The sequence below is a fragment of the Nitrospira sp. SG-bin1 genome, from assembly GCA_002083365.1.
In the GTDB taxonomy this organism is placed as follows: Bacteria; Nitrospirota; Nitrospiria; order Nitrospirales; family Nitrospiraceae; genus Nitrospira_D.
In genome coordinates this window covers 112,693-128,860 of sequence record LVWS01000032.1, presented here as the reverse complement: position 1 = coordinate 128,860, position 16,168 = coordinate 112,693, and the positions used below count along the sequence as shown (strand labels likewise).

The 16,168-nt window shown below is 55.9% G+C and carries 18 protein-coding genes; 9 read left to right on the top strand and 9 right to left on the bottom strand.

Annotated features, from left to right (window positions below; all coding sequences use genetic code 11):
- Nucleotides 1–2: 2 nt before the first annotated feature.
- The 5 genes from A4E19_03515 to A4E19_03495 form a co-directional block, all read right to left on the bottom strand.
- Complete coding sequence (locus A4E19_03515; protein OQW33476.1) at nt 3–701, bottom strand: hypothetical protein; 699 nt, start codon at nt 699–701, stop codon at nt 3–5.
- 111 nt (nt 702–812) lie between these two features.
- The gene (locus A4E19_03510) at nt 813–1,550 is read right to left on the bottom strand and encodes a hypothetical protein (protein OQW33475.1); all 738 of its coding nucleotides are present in this window, start codon (nt 1,548–1,550) and stop codon (nt 813–815) included.
- A 2-nt stretch (nt 1,551–1,552) separates the two neighbouring features.
- Nucleotides 1,553–2,218, bottom strand: coding sequence for a hypothetical protein (locus A4E19_03505; GenBank protein OQW33474.1), 666 nt, complete (start codon nt 2,216–2,218; stop codon nt 1,553–1,555).
- A complete protein-coding gene (locus tag A4E19_03500; GenBank protein OQW33473.1) occupies nt 2,215–2,649 on the bottom strand; it encodes a hypothetical protein in 435 nt (144 codons plus the stop codon). The genes A4E19_03505 and A4E19_03500 overlap by 4 nt, the downstream gene beginning before the upstream one ends.
- Nucleotides 2,650–2,873: 224 nt before the next feature.
- Nucleotides 2,874–3,767: a hypothetical protein gene (locus A4E19_03495; GenBank protein OQW33472.1), complete on the bottom strand. Its 894-nt coding sequence runs from the start codon at nt 3,765–3,767 to the stop codon at nt 2,874–2,876.
- A gap of 314 nt (nt 3,768–4,081) precedes the next feature.
- Here A4E19_03495 and A4E19_03490 point away from each other — a divergent pair, with 314 nt between their 5' ends.
- Nucleotides 4,082–4,279 carry a hypothetical protein gene (locus A4E19_03490; protein ID OQW33644.1) on the top strand — a complete coding sequence of 66 codons (198 nt, stop codon included), beginning with the start codon at nt 4,082–4,084 and terminating at the stop codon, nt 4,277–4,279.
- Between the two features lie 95 nt (nt 4,280–4,374).
- Here A4E19_03490 and A4E19_03485 read toward each other — a convergent pair whose 3' ends face one another.
- Complete coding sequence (locus tag A4E19_03485; GenBank protein ID OQW33471.1) at nt 4,375–5,325, bottom strand: hypothetical protein; 951 nt, start codon at nt 5,323–5,325, stop codon at nt 4,375–4,377.
- 120 nt (nt 5,326–5,445) lie between these two features.
- A complete protein-coding gene (locus A4E19_03480; GenBank protein OQW33470.1) occupies nt 5,446–5,886 on the bottom strand; it encodes a hypothetical protein in 441 nt (146 codons plus the stop codon).
- Nucleotides 5,887–6,044: 158 nt separating this feature from the next.
- Here A4E19_03480 and A4E19_03475 point away from each other — a divergent pair, with 158 nt between their 5' ends.
- The 3 genes from A4E19_03475 (at nt 6,045) to A4E19_03465 (ending at nt 8,366) form a co-directional block, all read left to right on the top strand.
- On the top strand, nt 6,045–6,416 hold the full coding sequence (locus tag A4E19_03475; protein OQW33469.1) for a hypothetical protein: 372 nt from the start codon (nt 6,045–6,047) through the stop codon (nt 6,414–6,416).
- A 162-nt stretch (nt 6,417–6,578) separates the two neighbouring features.
- Entirely contained in the window at nt 6,579–6,959 is a 381-nt protein-coding gene (locus tag A4E19_03470; protein ID OQW33468.1) for a cupin, read from the top strand.
- Nucleotides 6,960–7,691: 732 nt separating this feature from the next.
- On the top strand, nt 7,692–8,366 hold the full coding sequence (locus tag A4E19_03465; protein ID OQW33643.1) for an inorganic pyrophosphatase: 675 nt from the start codon (nt 7,692–7,694) through the stop codon (nt 8,364–8,366).
- Between the two features lie 85 nt (nt 8,367–8,451).
- Here the strand turns inward: A4E19_03465 and A4E19_03460 are convergent, their stop codons facing one another.
- Entirely contained in the window at nt 8,452–8,820 is a 369-nt protein-coding gene (locus A4E19_03460) for a hypothetical protein (protein ID OQW33467.1), read from the bottom strand.
- Nucleotides 8,821–8,956: 136 nt separating this feature from the next.
- Nucleotides 8,957–9,475, bottom strand: coding sequence for a hypothetical protein (locus tag A4E19_03455; GenBank protein OQW33466.1), 519 nt, complete (start codon nt 9,473–9,475; stop codon nt 8,957–8,959).
- Between the two features lie 554 nt (nt 9,476–10,029).
- Between A4E19_03455 and A4E19_03450 the strand changes: the two genes are divergently transcribed.
- The 5 genes from A4E19_03450 (at nt 10,030) to pyrG (ending at nt 16,074) form a co-directional block, all read left to right on the top strand.
- On the top strand, nt 10,030–11,829 hold the full coding sequence (locus A4E19_03450; protein ID OQW33465.1) for an elongation factor 4: 1,800 nt from the start codon (nt 10,030–10,032) through the stop codon (nt 11,827–11,829).
- A 155-nt stretch (nt 11,830–11,984) separates the two neighbouring features.
- On the top strand, nt 11,985–12,596 hold the full coding sequence (locus A4E19_03445; GenBank protein ID OQW33642.1) for a signal peptidase I: 612 nt from the start codon (nt 11,985–11,987) through the stop codon (nt 12,594–12,596).
- Nucleotides 12,566–13,633, top strand: a complete 1,068-nt coding sequence (locus A4E19_03440) for a hypothetical protein (protein OQW33464.1) — start codon at nt 12,566–12,568, stop codon at nt 13,631–13,633. The genes A4E19_03445 and A4E19_03440 overlap by 31 nt, the downstream gene beginning before the upstream one ends.
- The gene (locus tag A4E19_03435) at nt 13,626–14,423 is read left to right on the top strand and encodes a 3-deoxy-manno-octulosonate cytidylyltransferase (GenBank protein OQW33463.1); all 798 of its coding nucleotides are present in this window, start codon (nt 13,626–13,628) and stop codon (nt 14,421–14,423) included. Before A4E19_03440 ends, A4E19_03435 begins: the two co-directional genes overlap by 8 nt.
- 49 nt (nt 14,424–14,472) lie before the next feature.
- Complete coding sequence (gene pyrG, locus A4E19_03430; GenBank protein OQW33462.1) at nt 14,473–16,074, top strand: CTP synthetase; 1,602 nt, start codon at nt 14,473–14,475, stop codon at nt 16,072–16,074.
- The last annotated feature ends 94 nt before the right edge of the window (nt 16,075–16,168 follow it).

The window sequence follows — 16,168 nt, the reverse complement described above, 5'->3', positions numbered from 1 at the left end:
CTTTAGAAGTTCTTAGCCAAGCCGTAAAACCCGCCGTCACTCGCGCGAATGACATCATCCCGACTCAGTTGTGCCGTCAGCGGCGGAACGGATCGACCATCCCGTCCCATGCTATAAAGATCGAAGTCCGAGTTAATTGGCACCAAGAACCGGTCCTTTCGAGATCCCCCAACACCTCCGCAAGGTGGCCCGCCGCCATTCCCCCCAACGTTTCCACCCCCATTTCCGCCGCCTCCGCCGACTCCTCCAGCACCTCCTCCGCCTCCGGCTCCACCGCCCCCATTGCCGTTCCCACCACCAGCACCTTGAACAAAGTGGAGAAGATCCCTACCATCTCCATTATCAATGGCGAGAGAGGTATGCCAATCTTTATACGTTAAGGAGGAGTCGGCGGCAGGAATCGTTCGGGGGCTGTTCTTTCGACGTAACTTCAACCTGGCTAAGCTTCCAAGGTCGTTAACGGTCCCGCAGTTGATTCTGTTGTACTGATACGGAGTCCCCCATGGGTCCAACATCGTGCTTCGCCCGATATCCGCGAGTGAATTGGGATACTGAGCGGCGCCTAGTGCATATCCCTTGATTTCTTTCGTGAGGCCGTGAAGCTCCGAGACGGCCTTGGCCACCCGAGCCTTTTCAACGAAGTCCAAGTAATTGGGAACGGCAAGGGAGGCCAAGACGCCGACGATCGTGACGGCGAGCATGAGCTCAATGAGGGTGAAACCTTCTGCGTGCCTGAATAGAGGATGTAATCCCGGTATCACGCAAGAGGAGTCCTTCAATGTACTACGTACCGTCCTACTTCGCATCCCGGTCTATCCGCTGTGGGTTTTGAAGGTATCGAGGGTGGTTTTGAGTCCGGCCAGGTTCCGTTCCATCTGTTTGGCCAGAGTCTCCAAGGCTGGGTCATTTTTCACGGCGGCCAATTCTCGGAATCGAGTGGCATCGAGTGCCAACATGACCTGCGCATGTTTCAGCATGTTGATCTTCGAGTGCAGCTGGGTGGTCATCTGGTTCACGAGATCAGCTTCGGGGTGAAGATAATCTCCTTCTCGAAGTGTTGCCTTCATACACAAGTTGCCGTCGCCGATTTGAGAAAACACCCGCTTGAGACGATGGAGCGGACCGGCCACTCGTTGGATGAGCAGCAAGGAATGAATGCAATGGATCAGCACGACGACGCTCGCGCCGAGCGCCCAGGGCCAGAATCTGGCGTGCAGGTTCAGCAAATCATTGGCGACGACGGCACGTTCCTGCCAGGACAGGGCTGGATTCTCGAGCGACTGCATGAGTGGCTTGAAGATCGGGATGGCCAACATGATGAACATGATCAGCGAATACGCGATCACGCGGCTGAGAACACGCGCTTGGAGCGGGTGCACGACGGTCATCAGCCGACGCTTGTAACCGCGGACTACGCATGACACCTGTCGCGTGTCTTGGGATGGTCCCGGTGTTGACTGTGGGCGGAAGGGTTTTTCCGAGATGCCGGTAGCCGGTGGAGCGTCGGTCTGTTGCATGGATTGATTCGACGCACGAAGTGGTTGCCCCATCGTTACACAGCCTTGATGACGGCCGAGGACTTCGAAACGATCGCCCCGGTCCATTCGAACCGCTGCTGATTGACAGGTGGTTGCGTGTGAAGTTCAAACTCTGTCAAGCAGGTCTTGAACCGGCGGATTTCTTCCTCGAGGTTCTGAAGGGCATCTGTAATCCGTCCGGGGGTCTGCTCCTGAACTCGCAGGGCGACCGCTTCATAGGCCTGCGTCACGAGCGCGGAATGCAAATGGATGGTCTGTATCCTGTTTTCAAGATGGTCCAGCATGCTGTTAAACGCCTGAGCTTCCCGATGCAAGTAGTCGTGCTTCCGCAAGCGTGCCCGCTGATACAGTTGTCCGGTTCCAATCGAGCGGAAGAGAGCCATAAAACGATACAGCGGACCCGCAATGCGATGCATGAAGTACATGGAGTGGAGGAGTACGAGGAGGAATGTGATGACCAGCCAGGGCCATATCCGGCCATTTAATTCGAGGAACTGCGTCGCGATCTGTGCCTGGTGTTCCCAGGAGACCGTCGGATCGTCTAGCGGCAGGGCCATTGGAAGAAAAATCACGGCATAGAGCGTGATCAGGAGACAGGCAAAGTAGAGCAGGGTGGTGACCACAAACCAGTATTGAACCGGATGGACAAAGAGCTGTCTACGCTGAAAGGGATTGATCATGATTCTACTGCTTTCCTGGTCCAAACAAGGTGCGACTGGTTCTTGAACGTAATGGTTTGCTCTTTCGCATGGTAGTAGAAGGACAATGTTTGCTCGTCACGGTGTGAGTCGCCGTACGTCACGGTATACAGCGTACGGGAGCCTTCAGGAATCGTCTCGAGGCGACGGACTGCCTGTGCGTCTAAATGATCGTCTCCCACATTGAACGCCACACCGGTCTTGGTAAACACCAACATGCCCTGTTCGTATCCTTTCGTCGAGGTCTCCCATGCTCCGATCAGCTCACTGGGGCATGTAGCGGCTTGATCCTGTGCCACCACGGTATAGATCAGGACGGCCAGCATCGCGCCGGCAACCGCAAGGAGAGCCATGGTCCTCTGGTCGGATCGTTTGTCAACAGGCGAAGCAGTGACGGCCTCGACTTCCATCATTGAGCCCTCTTCTCATCGGACATTAAATTACGTAGATATAGTGATTCCATACTAGCGCGTTCGGCTTATTCGTCAATAACTTGAGTACTTCCGACTGGTGAGGAATAGGCCAGTGACGAGAGGAGGAACCATGAGGATGCACACAGTCGGATGGGACTAGCGGAGTTGAGGCACATCAGAATGCAGCCGGGCCAAGGAGGAAGGTCAACTGTTGGGTCAACGAATCAGGTCCGCTCGTGATGCTGCAACCACATGAGTAGATCACGCGTGACCTGTTTCGGCTGGTCTTCATGCACGAAATGTCCGGCATCGGGAATCGACACTACCGTCAGATCAGTGACGAAATCATCCAACCCATCCAGATTCCGACTGTCGAGTGCTTGGTCTCGCAGCCCCCAGATCACCAGAGTGGGAACGGGGATAACCGGATATCCCAAGCTTCGCTGACGCAGTGCTCCGCCGCCTCGTAAGGCCGCTCGATAGTAGTTCACCATAGCCGTAAGCGCTCCCGGCTCGCAGGCTTGTCGTCGATACAGTTGAACGAGATCATCCGGCATCCGCTCCGCCATGCGTCGAAAGATTTCACCGATCACATAGCCATGCCCTGCTGACAGTGCCGCTTCCGGAAGCCAGGGAGTTTGAAAAAACCCCATGTACCAGGAACGGTGTAATTGCCGCCAGTGCCGTATTTCTCGTTCAAAGCAGGCCGGATGGGGTGCATTCACAATCACCAAGGCGTTCACGCGATCGGTGTGCCGCATCGCATAGTACCACGCAATGATGCCGCCCCAGTCGTGGCCGATCAAAATGGCGCTTTGAACCTGAGCGATATCGAGAAGACCGCTGACGTCATCCATCAAAGCCTCAATGTGGTAGGCGTCCATGCCCGTCGGCTGCGTCGTACCGCCATATCCTCGAAGATCGGGAGCCCAGACCCGATACCCGGCCCTTGCCAGCGGATCAATTTGATGCCGCCACGACACGGCGGATTCCGGAAAGCCATGCAGGCAGAGTACCAGCTTCGTGCCCGACCCGGCCGCTGCCACATGAAAGGAGAGTTGATTAGCCGCTACACGATGAAATGACAGGGGTTGCAGGGAAGAGCAATCGGAAATCATGTCAGTCAAGACGCCATATTAAAAAGGCATGTCCGCGACGGAAGAAGCATGAATCTCTGAACCGGTAAGAATTCAGAAATTGCTGGTCAGATTTTCGAAGCCTCGCTATGATCGCCAACATGGAACGACCAAATTGGGTGTATTGGCAGGATCAAGGCAAATGGCGCGCCTATCCGGACGGTTCTCCGGATCGCGAAATACAAGCGACGTCATTCGATGAGCTGCAGTTCAAGGTCCAACAGGTGAGCCGTGATACCACCAAAAGCTCTCGAGAGATGCCCCACATAGAACGACCTAAGGCAGGACTTCCTGACTTGAATGCACCCAGACCTGACTGGAACGCACCAAAGTACATTCTCTCACAAGATCAAGGCAAGTGGCGTGGTTATCTGGAGGGTTATCCTGACTCTTCCGTGCAAGGAGAATCCTTTGATGAGGTGCAGTTCAAGTTATGGCAGTTCTACCGTAATCTGCTTACTGGTAAGCCTTCCAACCTTCGAAAGATTGCCTGAGTACGAGTCCTCTACGATTGTCTCTTTGTCCATTCCAACGCTCCCCACATTGCATCAGAGCGCTTGCCCGTAGAGTCGCTGAATGAAACATTCCCCTAGAGAGCGTAGTGTTGTATCCGATACGTTCCGGAAAATGACTCACCGGGAACGAGTCGCTTCAGACCCCAATCCGGGTGATTGAACGCATCACTCGCGCAGGTCATCGGTTCGACGGCAAGCGCAGCGCGTGGCGCGTCGACAATGGCATCTCCGGTATAGACAACCACTGCGGAAAACGCCGAGTCCATCGTAACGTCGATTACACGACCGCTTACGGGATGACGCAGGGACGCCGTGGCCATTCCCTGTGTGTCACGTTCGAGCTGGACATAACAATGGTTGAAGCGCTGACGGCCGATTCCGCGAAATCGTCGGTAGTCCCACGGCGTGCCGGTTACATTCAGAATCTTGCCTGTGGGAACAAGCCGCTCGTTGAATTCCACATAGGCGGCTCCTGGGATTTGTACCTCAGCCTCGTCGATCACAGTCGTTCCAACGGTGAAGTAGGGATGAAATCCGACTCCGACCGGCGCGGCCTGTTGCCCTACGTTTTTCACGGTGAATGTGCAGGTGAGTCCGGAGGCACCGAGGTCATATCTCACTCCTACAGCGAGTGAAAAGGGATAGCCTCGCTCAGCATACGTCTCGGCATCAAGAAGAATTTCAAACGTCACCCTGTCGGGGCGAACGTCCCGCACGTGCCAGGGGAGGCCGCGGACGAACCCATGAATAGCGTTCGGACCTTCCTTATCGTTGCATTCGAGCTGCAGCGATTGTCCCTCGAATGTATAGCGTCCATTGGTGATGCGGCCGGGGAACGGGATGAGCACGTCGCCTTGTCCGCCGCGCTTCCCGCTGCCCTCCGAGTAGCCCCAAACGACATCGACTTCCTGTCCGTCCGTATCAATGAACAGATACCGGCGTAATGAGGCACCCCCGGGAGACACAATCGCCCGCTGGTTCTCAAAAGATAAAGACAGTTCCGTATCCGGTGTGATCGGTTTCATGGTTGTGCAGTATAGAATTCATACGACGTGCTCCCTATTCGCTGTGTCACGTCCGATTACTCGATGAGCCGGACCTCCTGGCAAGTCTGCTCCATAGGGAGTATCTCCGCCAGCGAACGATTACTTCACGAACGGGTTGCCTACCTTCTGCCAGTCTTCGAGACTCATCACGACCGCCGTCGTTTGCGTGAACCCCAAATCTTGAAGAGACTGTGCCGCGAGCGACGCACGGTTCCCGCTTTGGCATTGGAGGACCAGCGGTCGATCCATATCGCTGTTGGCCGGAAAGCCGAGCTGACTCCAGATTTTGAATTCCAGCACGCCACGGGGAATATTGATCGCACCCGGCACATGGCCGGCTGCATATTCCTGAGGTTCCCGGACATCCAGAATCACTGCTGAACCTGGATTTTCAACGAGCTTCCGATACTCCTCCATGCCGATTACCTTCACCTGCTTCTGCGCCGCTTCGACTTTCTGTTTCACCGTCGGAGGAAGGCCCTGCGCGAAGACCGGTGAAGCGAGGAGTAGTATGGCGCCCATGATGAGAGGCAATGGCATTGGGTTTGCGGTGTTCATGTCTTCTCCTTTTTGTTTAGCTCGAAAACCTAAACAACAATCAGTGTAGCCCGCTCTTATCGACGACTCAAGGGAGGATTCGTCCAAGAGAACCTCGTGAAGGCGGGATGAGGCAGGTGACATTCTGCCGGACGCACGGTATGCTCGGCTCCCTCGATGACAGTCGGCGTACTCACTCACCGGAGGATGTCATGCAGCAACGAATGTCGGTTGTCGTGTTTACTTTTGCGTTGACCATAATCTTGGGCCCTGTGGGAACGGCAGCATTGGCGGGAAGTGATGAATCAGCCATGGATCTCAACAGCCCCGACGTCGTTAAATCTGTACTCGAACAACAGGTCGGAAAGCGGGTCAGGATCAAGTTGGAATCGGGTCAGGACTTAGAGGGCAAAGTGACCAAGGTCGGTTCCCATGCCGTGCAGCTTGTGGAATTGACCGGGATGGAATTCTTCGATGCGACGGTCATGCTGTATGATATTGCCGCAGTGATCGTGAGGGTTCGCACGAAATAAGTGTTATGAGCCGATCCGGCAAACAGCGCTGAAGCACACTGCTGCGGTCTGCACGAGAAACATCTCACGGCCTATCTTCCTAAACGCCGGGTTCCCTCATGTAAAACGTCGAATGAGAAGGTGTCGAAATGTGACGTTGGCACGTAACCGACAGGAGGCACGATGGCAATTCTGATCGAGCGTTCAACGCGAGTGCAGGCGGCTGGAAATAAACCGAAGTTGATCGACGAGTTTATTGGCCGAGTGAATTCCGGTTCGTCGGGGGTGAGCATCGCCCGCATGCAGAGTCCAATGGGTTGGCGGGAACCGGGACAGACACCGGAGTTCGACGAATATACCGTGGTCTTGCGTGGGATGCTGCGGGTGGAAACGAGACAGGAGGTGCTCCACGTGCAGGCCGGGCAAGCAGTGATGACCTCGCGTGGAGAGTGGGTGCGCTATAGCACGCCGGGTCCGGACGGAGCCGAGTATCTTGCAGTTTGCATTCCGGCGTTTTCACCCGAGACGGTCCACCGCGACAATGCTCCGCCCAGCACTGAGTAACGCCTTATGGCTCGTTTCCTTCATCGAAACGGGAAGATGGACGAAACCTTTCCTTTCCCACACGATCACTTATACGGGACGTTGAGCGCGTCCCCGCAGCATACGATACGATGCACTTGACGATGCACCTGTTCGTTATTCGGCCTTCTCGTATACCGCTCTCAGATCGGTCGTCGTAGGAATCGTGCTGTTCACGGTCGTGATCACGGTGTAGGCCAACGCACCTATTCCGATAATAATCGCACCTACGTACAACCAAACTTTGTTCATGGCGTCCTCCCGTGTTGAAAGTGGTCCCAGTCCTCGGGCCTATGGTAGGGATTTTTTTGCAGTCTTCACGAGGCTGGAATAGCCGGCTCTTGCAGTGTGATTGCTACGGTAGGCCGGTGACCACCGGCCAGGGAAGCTGCTGACTTTTCATAAAATTCTATTTACTGGAGATTCTTAAGGAAATTAGGACAACGCCTAAAGAAGTTTTACCGGTGGCCGTAGTCCACAAAGAATGCGGGCGTGCATAGTCGGAGGTGTGGGGGAAATACTGTTTCTCCGTGGAGAAACGATTCTCGACTTACACTGATCCCGTTGATAGAACCCATTGCTCTCATCAGGAGCGTAAGCGATACTGGGGTGCGATTTGGAAATTCAAGCTGCCGGTGTCCGAAACGAGTCGGAGGGGAGATGAGAGAGAAGAAAGAGAAGGAAAGAAGAGAAGACACAGGCAGAGCGCCGGAGATGCGCACGGGAAGCGATCCCTTCCAACGTCTGCTCGGACTGATGTTCAAGGCACATCCGTGGCACGGCGTATCCATCGGGGAAGAAGCCCCCGACGTGGTGACGGCCTACATTGAAATTGTCCCGACCGACACCGTGAAGTATGAAGTGGACAAGAGCAGCGGTTTCCTGAAGGTGGACAGACCACAGCGGTTTTCTAATTACTGCCCGGTCTATTATGGACTTATTCCGCAGACCTACTCCGGAGAACAGGTGGCCGGCATCTTCGCCAAACGGGCCCGCCGCAAGGGGATAGTGGGGGATGGGGATCCGCTCGATATCTGTGTGTTGTCGGAGAAGAGCATTCCGCATAGCGACATCCTCCTGACGGCACTGCCGATCGGCGGGTTGAGCTTGGCCGACGGCGGCGAGGCCGACGATAAGATCATCGCCGTCATGCGGGATGATGCGGTGTACGGCAATCTCACCGATATTTCACAATGTCCAGCGACGCTTCTGGATCGTCTTCAGCATTACTTTCTCACCTATAAAAGCGCACCCGGCACGACGCATCACAAGGTGGAAATCTCGAGCGTGTATGGACGGGATGAAGCGCTGAAGGTCATCCGCGCCGGTCATGCGGACTATCGGGCCGAATATCCGGAGCTGAGTTCCTTATGGCCGAAGGCTCTGTAGTATGCGCCATGGTATCCATGGTCGGAGATGTAGAGAGAGCTGGACCTTCTCGTAAGGTCTTCTCACATGAACCGCGGCCGTGCTTCTAGATGGCAGGTTTCTGCCACTCATGATTCTTGCGAGCATTCAGGAATTGTATGAGGGCGACTCGCAGCGTGCGAGTGAGACGCATTCTGGATTGTAGCGGCAACTCGAGAAACTCAACCCCGCACTCATAGCCTTGCACCCAGGTCACTCGACCTAGTTCAATGGGCAAGGCCGACGCCTGATCAGGCAAGAGGAGACTCACCCGCACCTTGCTGCCCAGCGGGAATTCACGATCACATACCATGGAACAGCCCTGCATCGAGAGGTTTCTCAGCGTTCCCTCGCAAACACCCGACTCGCCGCCGACAATCAGCGGAGAATGGAAGAGAAATCGTGTGTAGGATCGTGCAGGAAAAAAGAACGCCATCGCTCCTCCGTAACGGGACTGATTGTATCCGGACACGATGTGGTGCGGTATCCTACATTGGGAGGGCACTCAAGCGGTAGGGACGGTCTAGGTCCTATCCGATCGAGATCATCGCGAAACATAGCCTCGCGGCCCGCTAGTTATAGATAGGTACTCCGCGTCTGAGCCAGATGCCCCAGAACTTCGAGTAGGCGTGGACTGCTTCGGTTTCTGTCCCATCGCCTCTCACGAGCGGTTGTCCGGCGTTGATCCATTCGAAGATGCCGCCATAGACGTTGACGACATCGGTATAGCCATGCCGACGCAGTGTTTCCGCGATGCGTTCACTCCGGTATCCCACCGCGCAATAAACAGCCAGGGGCACCTGTTTATCGATTCCACCAAGCCGGTCCAGAGCAAAATCTTCGTAACCAATCCAGGTGGAGCCTTCAATATGGCTCACTTCAAATTCACGGTATGAGCGGGCATCGAGTACACGAAAGTGTCCGGAGGCGAGCCGCTCGACCGACACTTCCGGTACACTGTGCGACAGCAGGGTGGACAGCAGCAGATCATAGGCCAGGCTGCTCACATGGGTCGGCGCTTGGAGGTTCATCACCCACAAGACGAGCAGCAGGATCAGCACAACGAATCCTAGAATCATAGGATAACGCATTAATCATCTCTTGAAAGGACTGGAGAGTACCGCCATCTCGAAACCATCACCTACCTGCGGGACGATCCACGGCTTCTCTCGGGTAAACGGGTCTATGGCGGCATAGTTTAATACAAAGCCGAAGTCATTCCCATTCAGAAGGTCACCGTAACTATTTTTGAATCCGTGGCTGAGAAGCGGTGGATGGAGGAAAATAAGGCAAGTCCCTACACCTTGACGGAGAGGCTTTCGATCAATCTCACCTTCGCCTCAGGTGTCGCGGACCGGTAACGCGGAACTTCATGCGGTCCTTCATGAGGAAGATCGCACCTACGCAATAGCGTAACGGCCCAGCCCCGTGTCGTGAAGTTGGGCGATGAAATCCAGAACGCAGTTGGGAACCATCCAAGAACCGGTGCACAACTGAGTCGGATAGAGGGCTCGCTCTGAAGGAGTGCCAAAAGGACCGGTCGATTTTTTGTGGTGCGTGATCAGTTATTAGGTGGGAACGATCTCTTTTGACAACCTGGGAGGCAGTTACTATAATGAACCGATTTTCACGAATGAGCTAGGATTTGCAAAGCCTTATACGCAATTTTTCCATAATCGCCCATATCGATCACGGCAAATCAACCCTCGCTGACCGGTTCCTAGAAGCTACTGGCGCAGTCACTGCTCGAGAGGCGAAAGACCAGATCCTCGATGCCATGGACCTCGAGCGGGAACGTGGCATTACGATCAAGGCCCATGCAGTGGCCATCCGGTACAAGGCCCGGGATGGGAAGACGTATGCCCTCCATTTGATCGATACGCCGGGGCATGTCGATTTTACCTATGAGGTCTCCCGCAGCTTGGCCGCTTGCGAAGGAGCACTGTTGCTGGTCGACGCCACCCAAGGTGTGCAGGCGCAGACGATTGCCAACGTGAATTTGGCGATGGCCAATAACCTCACGATTATCCCGGTCATCAATAAGATCGACCTGGCCAGTGCGGATGTCGAGGGAACGAAACATTCGATCTCGGAGGTGCTGCAACTCGAAGCCGATGATGCCCTGCCCATCAGTGCGAAGGAAGGGAAAGGGGTCCCCGAGGTGCTGGAGGCGATCATTGCGCGGATACCTCCCCCGTCCGGTGATCCGCAGGCGCCTTTCAAGGCGCTGATCTTCGATTCCTGGTTCGACAATTATCAAGGCGTGATCGTCTTGGCGCGATTGGTGGATGGATCGATCAGGCCGGGCATGAAGATCAAAGTCATGTCGAATGACCGGACGTTTGAAGTCATGGAAGTCGGGCAATTCACACCCAAGCGAACAAAGAAATCGGAGCTGCTGACCGGCGAGGTCGGATATCTCTGTGCCAATATGCGAGAAGTCGCCGACGTCAAGATCGGCGACACCCTGACGGATGCCGTGACGCCGACCGCCGAGCCGTTTCCCGGGTATAAAGAAGTCAAGCCGCTGGTGTTTTGCGGGCTGTACTCAACGGATACCGCGAAGTACGAGGATTTGCGGGACGCCCTCGTCAAACTTCGGCTCAACGACTCGTCATTCGTCTACGAACCGGAAACGTCGCTCGCGCTCGGCTTCGGCTTCCGCTGCGGATTCCTTGGCCTGCTGCACATGGAGATCATCCAGGAGCGGTTGGAGCGGGAATACGGTCTGACGCTGATCACCACGGCACCGACCGTCGTGTACCACGTGACCACGACGAAGGGGGACAAGCTGGAAATCGACAATCCAGCCGAATTGCCTCCCCCCAATAACATCGTCTCCTTCGAAGAGCCGTTCATCCTGGCGACGGTCATTACACCTGAGCGATACATGGGGTCCATTCTTCAACTCTGCCAAGAGCGGAGGGGTATTCAGCGGAGCCTGCAATTTCTGGATCCCACCCGCGTGATGATCAGTTACGAACTGCCGTTGAACGAGGTTATCCTGGATTTTTACGACAAGTTGAAATCCAGGACACAGGGGTACGCTTCATTGGATTATGAATTGCTTGGGTATCGAGAGTCCGATCTGGTCAAGATCGACATTCTGCTCAACGGTGAGGCGGTGGATGCCCTGTCCTTCATTACCCATCGCGAACGTTCGTACCATCGCGGCCGCCAAATGGCGGAGAAGATGAAAGAGCTGATTCCCCGGCAGATGTTTGAGATCGCCATTCAGGCGGCGATCGGCAACAAGATCATTGCCCGGGAGACGATCGGAGCGATGAAAAAGAACGTGACGGCGAAATGCTACGGTGGCGACATCACGCGGAAACGGAAGTTGCTGGAAAAGCAAAAGGAAGGGAAGAAACGGATGAAGGCGGTCGGCAGCGTCGAAGTCCCGCAGGAAGCGTTCCTGGCTATTTTGAAAGTCGGGGAAGAATGAACGTCGATCAGAATCAGAGAAATGTAGAGAAACTGCCGAGTTCTCCCCGTGGAGGGGAGCAGGCATCGCTTCCGGGGGCCAAATTGGCGGACAATACCGACCACTCCGGACGGAAGTCCATTGTCAGGGAGTACGCAGAAGCGATCGTCGTGGCGATGCTCCTGGCATTCGCCATCCGCGTGTTCGTCGTGCAGGCGTTCAAGATTCCATCCGGATCCATGATTCCCACCCTGCTGATCGGTGATCACATTTTGGTCAGCAAACTTTCCTACGGCCTGCAGTGGCCGACCGATTGTCAGCTGCAATGGACGTTCCCCCCAGTCAATTGTTACACGTCCAACACGGTGGTGGCATTCGGCAAGCCTCAGCGGGGCGACATCATCGTGTTTCGGTTTCCCGAGGATGAAGAAAAAGATTTCATCAAACGTATCGTCGGGCTGCCGGGAGACACGGTCCAGCTCCGGAACAAGGTGGTGCTCGTCAACGGCCAGCCTCTCGACGACAAAGCCTTCACCCAGCGCATCGACCCCGGCATCATCGACGGGACGATCAACCCCCGTGACAATTTCGGACCGGTCACGGTCCCCGAAGGATCCTATTTCGTGATGGGCGACAATCGCGATCAAAGCCTGGACAGTCGGTTCTGGGGCTATGTCCGTGAGGAGAAAATCCGCGGCAAGGCGTTCCGTATCTATTGGTCCTGGAATGGGCAGGGAAATTGGACGGAGTGGGTCCGGTGGGAACGATTCGGCAAGGCGATTCAATAAAGAAAAGCGGCCGCGCTTCTCTTCCTCATAGCGGCGAGGCTGAGCAGTCCGGCGCTCCCGCGCCCAAGGTACTCCGACAATACCTGCAACGATTTCCTCAAGCATCGGTCCTCGTGGTCGGCGACCTCATCCTCGATCACTACGTCATGGGCCGAGTCAGCCGAATCTCTCCGGAAGCGCCGGTGCCGGTCGTGCACGTCCAATCGGAATCGATCCGACTCGGCGGTGCCGCCAACGTGTTCAACAATATCTTGGCGCTGGGCGGGAAGGCCGATCTTTGCGGGGTGATCGGATCGGATGAAAGCGGGCGCCTTCTGATGAAGGAACTCGGCGACAAGCGATCAAGCCGCGGAGGAGTGGTGATCGATCACGATCGTCCCACGACCAGAAAAAGCCGGGTGATCGCGCATAACCAGCAGATCGTGCGGTATGACATCGAGGGACGGACTGAACTGAAAGCCGCGCTGCGGCAGAAGATTCTGCGCTATGTCGAATCACGGATTCGGGACTTGTCCTGCGTGGTGGTGTCGGACTATGCCAAGGGAGTCGTCTCGTCGGCCCTCATGTCCGAAATCACACGACTCGCCGCCTTGCGGAAGGTTCCGGTTATCGTCGATCCGAAGGTGGAACATTTCAGCTACTACAAAGGGGTCACGGTACTCACTCCGAATCACCTGGAAGCCACCCAAGCCTCCGGTTTGCATGGCGACGGCGACCAAACGATCGACGAAGCCGGGGCGATGATTCGACAACGTCTTGGGTGCCACTCGGTCTTGATCACGCGCGGTGAAAAAGGCATGAGCTTGTACGAGGGCGACGGCGCCTCGTGGCATTTGCCCACGAAAGCGCGTCAGGTGTACGACGTTACCGGTGCCGGCGATACGGTTCTCGGGACCCTGGCCTTGGCCCTCTCCGCCGGCGCCAGTATCAAGACCGGAGCCGTCATGGCGAACTACGCGGCCGGAATCGTGGTGGGAATGGTCGGCACCGCGACGGTTTCGCCGAAACAGTTGTCCGAGGCATTTGGAGATGAATAAATCACGATCGGTCACCGTGGTGATTCCCGCCCGATACGGGTCGTCCCGGTTTCCGGGCAAGCCGCTTGTCGAGCTGAACGGCAAACCGATGATCCAACATGTGTATGAACAGGCCGTGGCCTGCCGTGCCGTGTCCGACGTGTTGGTGGCGACTGACGACGAACGAATCAAACAGGCTGTCGAACAGTTCGGTGGGCGTGTGCTCATGGTCACCGGAGAGTATCGGACGGGGACGGACCGGGTCGCCGCCGTCGCCCGCATGTTTGCGGGTGACTATTTCTTGGACTTGCAGGGCGACGAGATCCCGTTGAACCCTGAATTATTGACCGACTTGATCGAGCCGTTTCTCGAAAGCAGGGTCGGCATGGGAACGCTCAAGCGTGTGATGGACCCGACAGAAGATCTGTTCAATTCCGCCGTGGTCAAGGTGGTGACCGACGCCAAGGGCGATGCGTTGTACTTTTCGCGAGCGCCGATCCCGTTCCTCCGTGATGATCCGAGCATGCAGGTTGTCGGAGGGCTCCATTATATTCATTTGGGGTTGTACATCTATACGAAGGACACGTTGCTGCGATTCGCGGCTCTGCCGACGAGTCGGTTGGAAGAGGCCGAAAAACTCGAACAGCTTCGTGCCCTCGACCATGGGATCCGCATCCGGGTGTGGGAAACCCAACATGCATCGCTGCGGGTCGATCGGCCGGAAGATGTGTCTGTCGTCGCGGAACGCTTGCGGCAATTTGAAGCAGTCAAGCGGGAGTTGCAAAACAGCGGCGTGTTCTTTAAGCGATGAAAGGCGTATCCGGATTGGAACGATCTGACGTCCAGGAGAGAGGGCAGCCATGAACAAGTTTATCTTCGTGACGGGCGGAGTGGTCTCATCGCTGGGGAAAGGCTTGGCTTCGGCTTCCATCGGCAACCTGCTCGAAAGCCGAGGATTGAAGATCACCTTTCTGAAGTTGGATCCGTACATCAATGTCGACCCCGGGACGATGAATCCCTATCAACATGGAGAGGTCTTTGTCACGGACGACGGGGCGGAGACGGATCTCGATCTCGGGCACTACGAGCGGTTCACGACCCTCTCCTTGACCAAGGAAAGCAACTACACGACCGGCCGTATCTATCATTCGGTCATCACCAAAGAGCGTCGTGGAGACTATCTCGGCGGGACGGTTCAGGTGGTGCCCCATGTGACGGATGAGATCAAACAGGCGATCATGCGCATTTCGAAGGGCATCGATGTCACGATCGTGGAGATCGGCGGGACGGTCGGCGACATTGAGAGCTTGCCGTTTCTCGAGGCCATCCGGCAGATGCCCTACGATGTCGGGCGTGACAATGTGTTGTACGTCCATCTGACCTTGGTCCCCTACATCGGCACCGCGGGGGAACTGAAGACCAAACCGACGCAACATTCGGTGAACAAACTTCGGGAAATCGGCATCCAGCCCAACATTCTGTTGTGCCGAACCGACCGTTATATTCCCCCCGAACTCAAGAGCAAGATCGCGATGTTCTGCAACGTCGACAAAGACGCCGTCATCACGGCCAAAGATGTCGAGACGATCTACGAAGTGCCCATCGTCTTCAGGAAAGAAGGCTTGGACGAACTGATCGTGCGTCAGCTCCATATGGAAACCGGGCAGCCCAACCTCCGCGAGTGGGACGCGATGGTGCAGAAGATCAAGCGTCCCAAGCACGAGATTTGCGTCGCCTTGGTGGGCAAGTATGTCGGATTAAAAGAATGCTACAAGAGCTTGGGAGAGGCGCTGGTGCACGGCGGCATCGATCATGAGACCAAGGTCAACATCAATTGGATCGAATCCGAGGATATCGAACGGCAAGGGACGGAGCGAATCTTGCGCGAGGCGGACGGCATCTTGATCCCCGGTGGATTCGGGACGAGAGGGATCGAGGGGAAAGTGACGACCATCCGGTATGCGCGGGAACGTCAGATTCCGTTCCTCGGTCTGTGTTTGGGCATGCAATGTGCCGTGATCGAGTTTGCCCGGAACGTGGCCGGCTTGGCCGGTGCAAACAGCGCCGAGTTTGACGAGCGATCGCCCCATCCCGTGATCCACCTCATGCCCGATCAACATGGCATCAGCGACAAGGGCGGGACCATGCGACTCGGATCGTACCTGTGCACACTGAGCGAAGGGACGCTGGCGCAGAAGATGTACGGGGTGAGCGAGGTCCGGGAACGCCATCGCCATCGGTATGAATTCAACAACGCGTATCGCGAGCAATTGACGGCGAAGGGATTGGTGCTGGCCGGAGTCTCTCCCGACGGTCGATTGGTCGAGATCGTCGAGCTGAAAGATCATCCCTGGTTCTTGGGGACGCAATTCCACCCGGAATACAGTTCCCGTCCGCATCGTCCGCATCCCTTGTTTAGCGGATTCGTGGGAGCGGCGTTGCGCAAAAAACTTGGGCACTGAGATGAAGGTCGAGGGTAAGGTTAAGGTTCAGGTTCAGGTTACGAAGAAGAAATCTTTCCGCTCAACCTCAACCTAGACCTCAGCCTAGGCATGG

Coding starts and splice junctions, on each gene's coding strand:
- A4E19_03515 (OQW33476.1), bottom strand. CDS start 701: ATGCTCGCCGTCACGATCGTCGGCGTCTTGGCCTCCCTTGCCGTTCCC.
- A4E19_03505 (OQW33474.1), bottom strand. CDS start 2,218: ATGATCAATCCCTTTCAGCGTAGACAGCTCTTTGTCCATCCGGTTCAA.
- A4E19_03480 (OQW33470.1), bottom strand. CDS start 5,886: ATGCCATTGCCTCTCATCATGGGCGCCATACTACTCCTCGCTTCACCG.
- A4E19_03495 (OQW33472.1), bottom strand. CDS start 3,767: ATGATTTCCGATTGCTCTTCCCTGCAACCCCTGTCATTTCATCGTGTA.
- A4E19_03435 (OQW33463.1), top strand. CDS start 13,626: ATGAATAAATCACGATCGGTCACCGTGGTGATTCCCGCCCGATACGGG.
- A4E19_03475 (OQW33469.1), top strand. CDS start 6,045: ATGCTCGGCTCCCTCGATGACAGTCGGCGTACTCACTCACCGGAGGAT.
- A4E19_03460 (OQW33467.1), bottom strand. CDS start 8,820: ATGGCGTTCTTTTTTCCTGCACGATCCTACACACGATTTCTCTTCCAT.
- A4E19_03455 (OQW33466.1), bottom strand. CDS start 9,475: ATGCGTTATCCTATGATTCTAGGATTCGTTGTGCTGATCCTGCTGCTC.
- pyrG (OQW33462.1), top strand. CDS start 14,473: ATGAACAAGTTTATCTTCGTGACGGGCGGAGTGGTCTCATCGCTGGGG.
- A4E19_03445 (OQW33642.1), top strand. CDS start 11,985: ATGCTCCTGGCATTCGCCATCCGCGTGTTCGTCGTGCAGGCGTTCAAG.
- A4E19_03500 (OQW33473.1), bottom strand. CDS start 2,649: ATGATGGAAGTCGAGGCCGTCACTGCTTCGCCTGTTGACAAACGATCC.
- A4E19_03465 (OQW33643.1), top strand. CDS start 7,692: ATGCGCACGGGAAGCGATCCCTTCCAACGTCTGCTCGGACTGATGTTC.
- A4E19_03485 (OQW33471.1), bottom strand. CDS start 5,325: ATGAAACCGATCACACCGGATACGGAACTGTCTTTATCTTTTGAGAAC.
- A4E19_03510 (OQW33475.1), bottom strand. CDS start 1,550: ATGGGGCAACCACTTCGTGCGTCGAATCAATCCATGCAACAGACCGAC.
- A4E19_03470 (OQW33468.1), top strand. CDS start 6,579: ATGGCAATTCTGATCGAGCGTTCAACGCGAGTGCAGGCGGCTGGAAAT.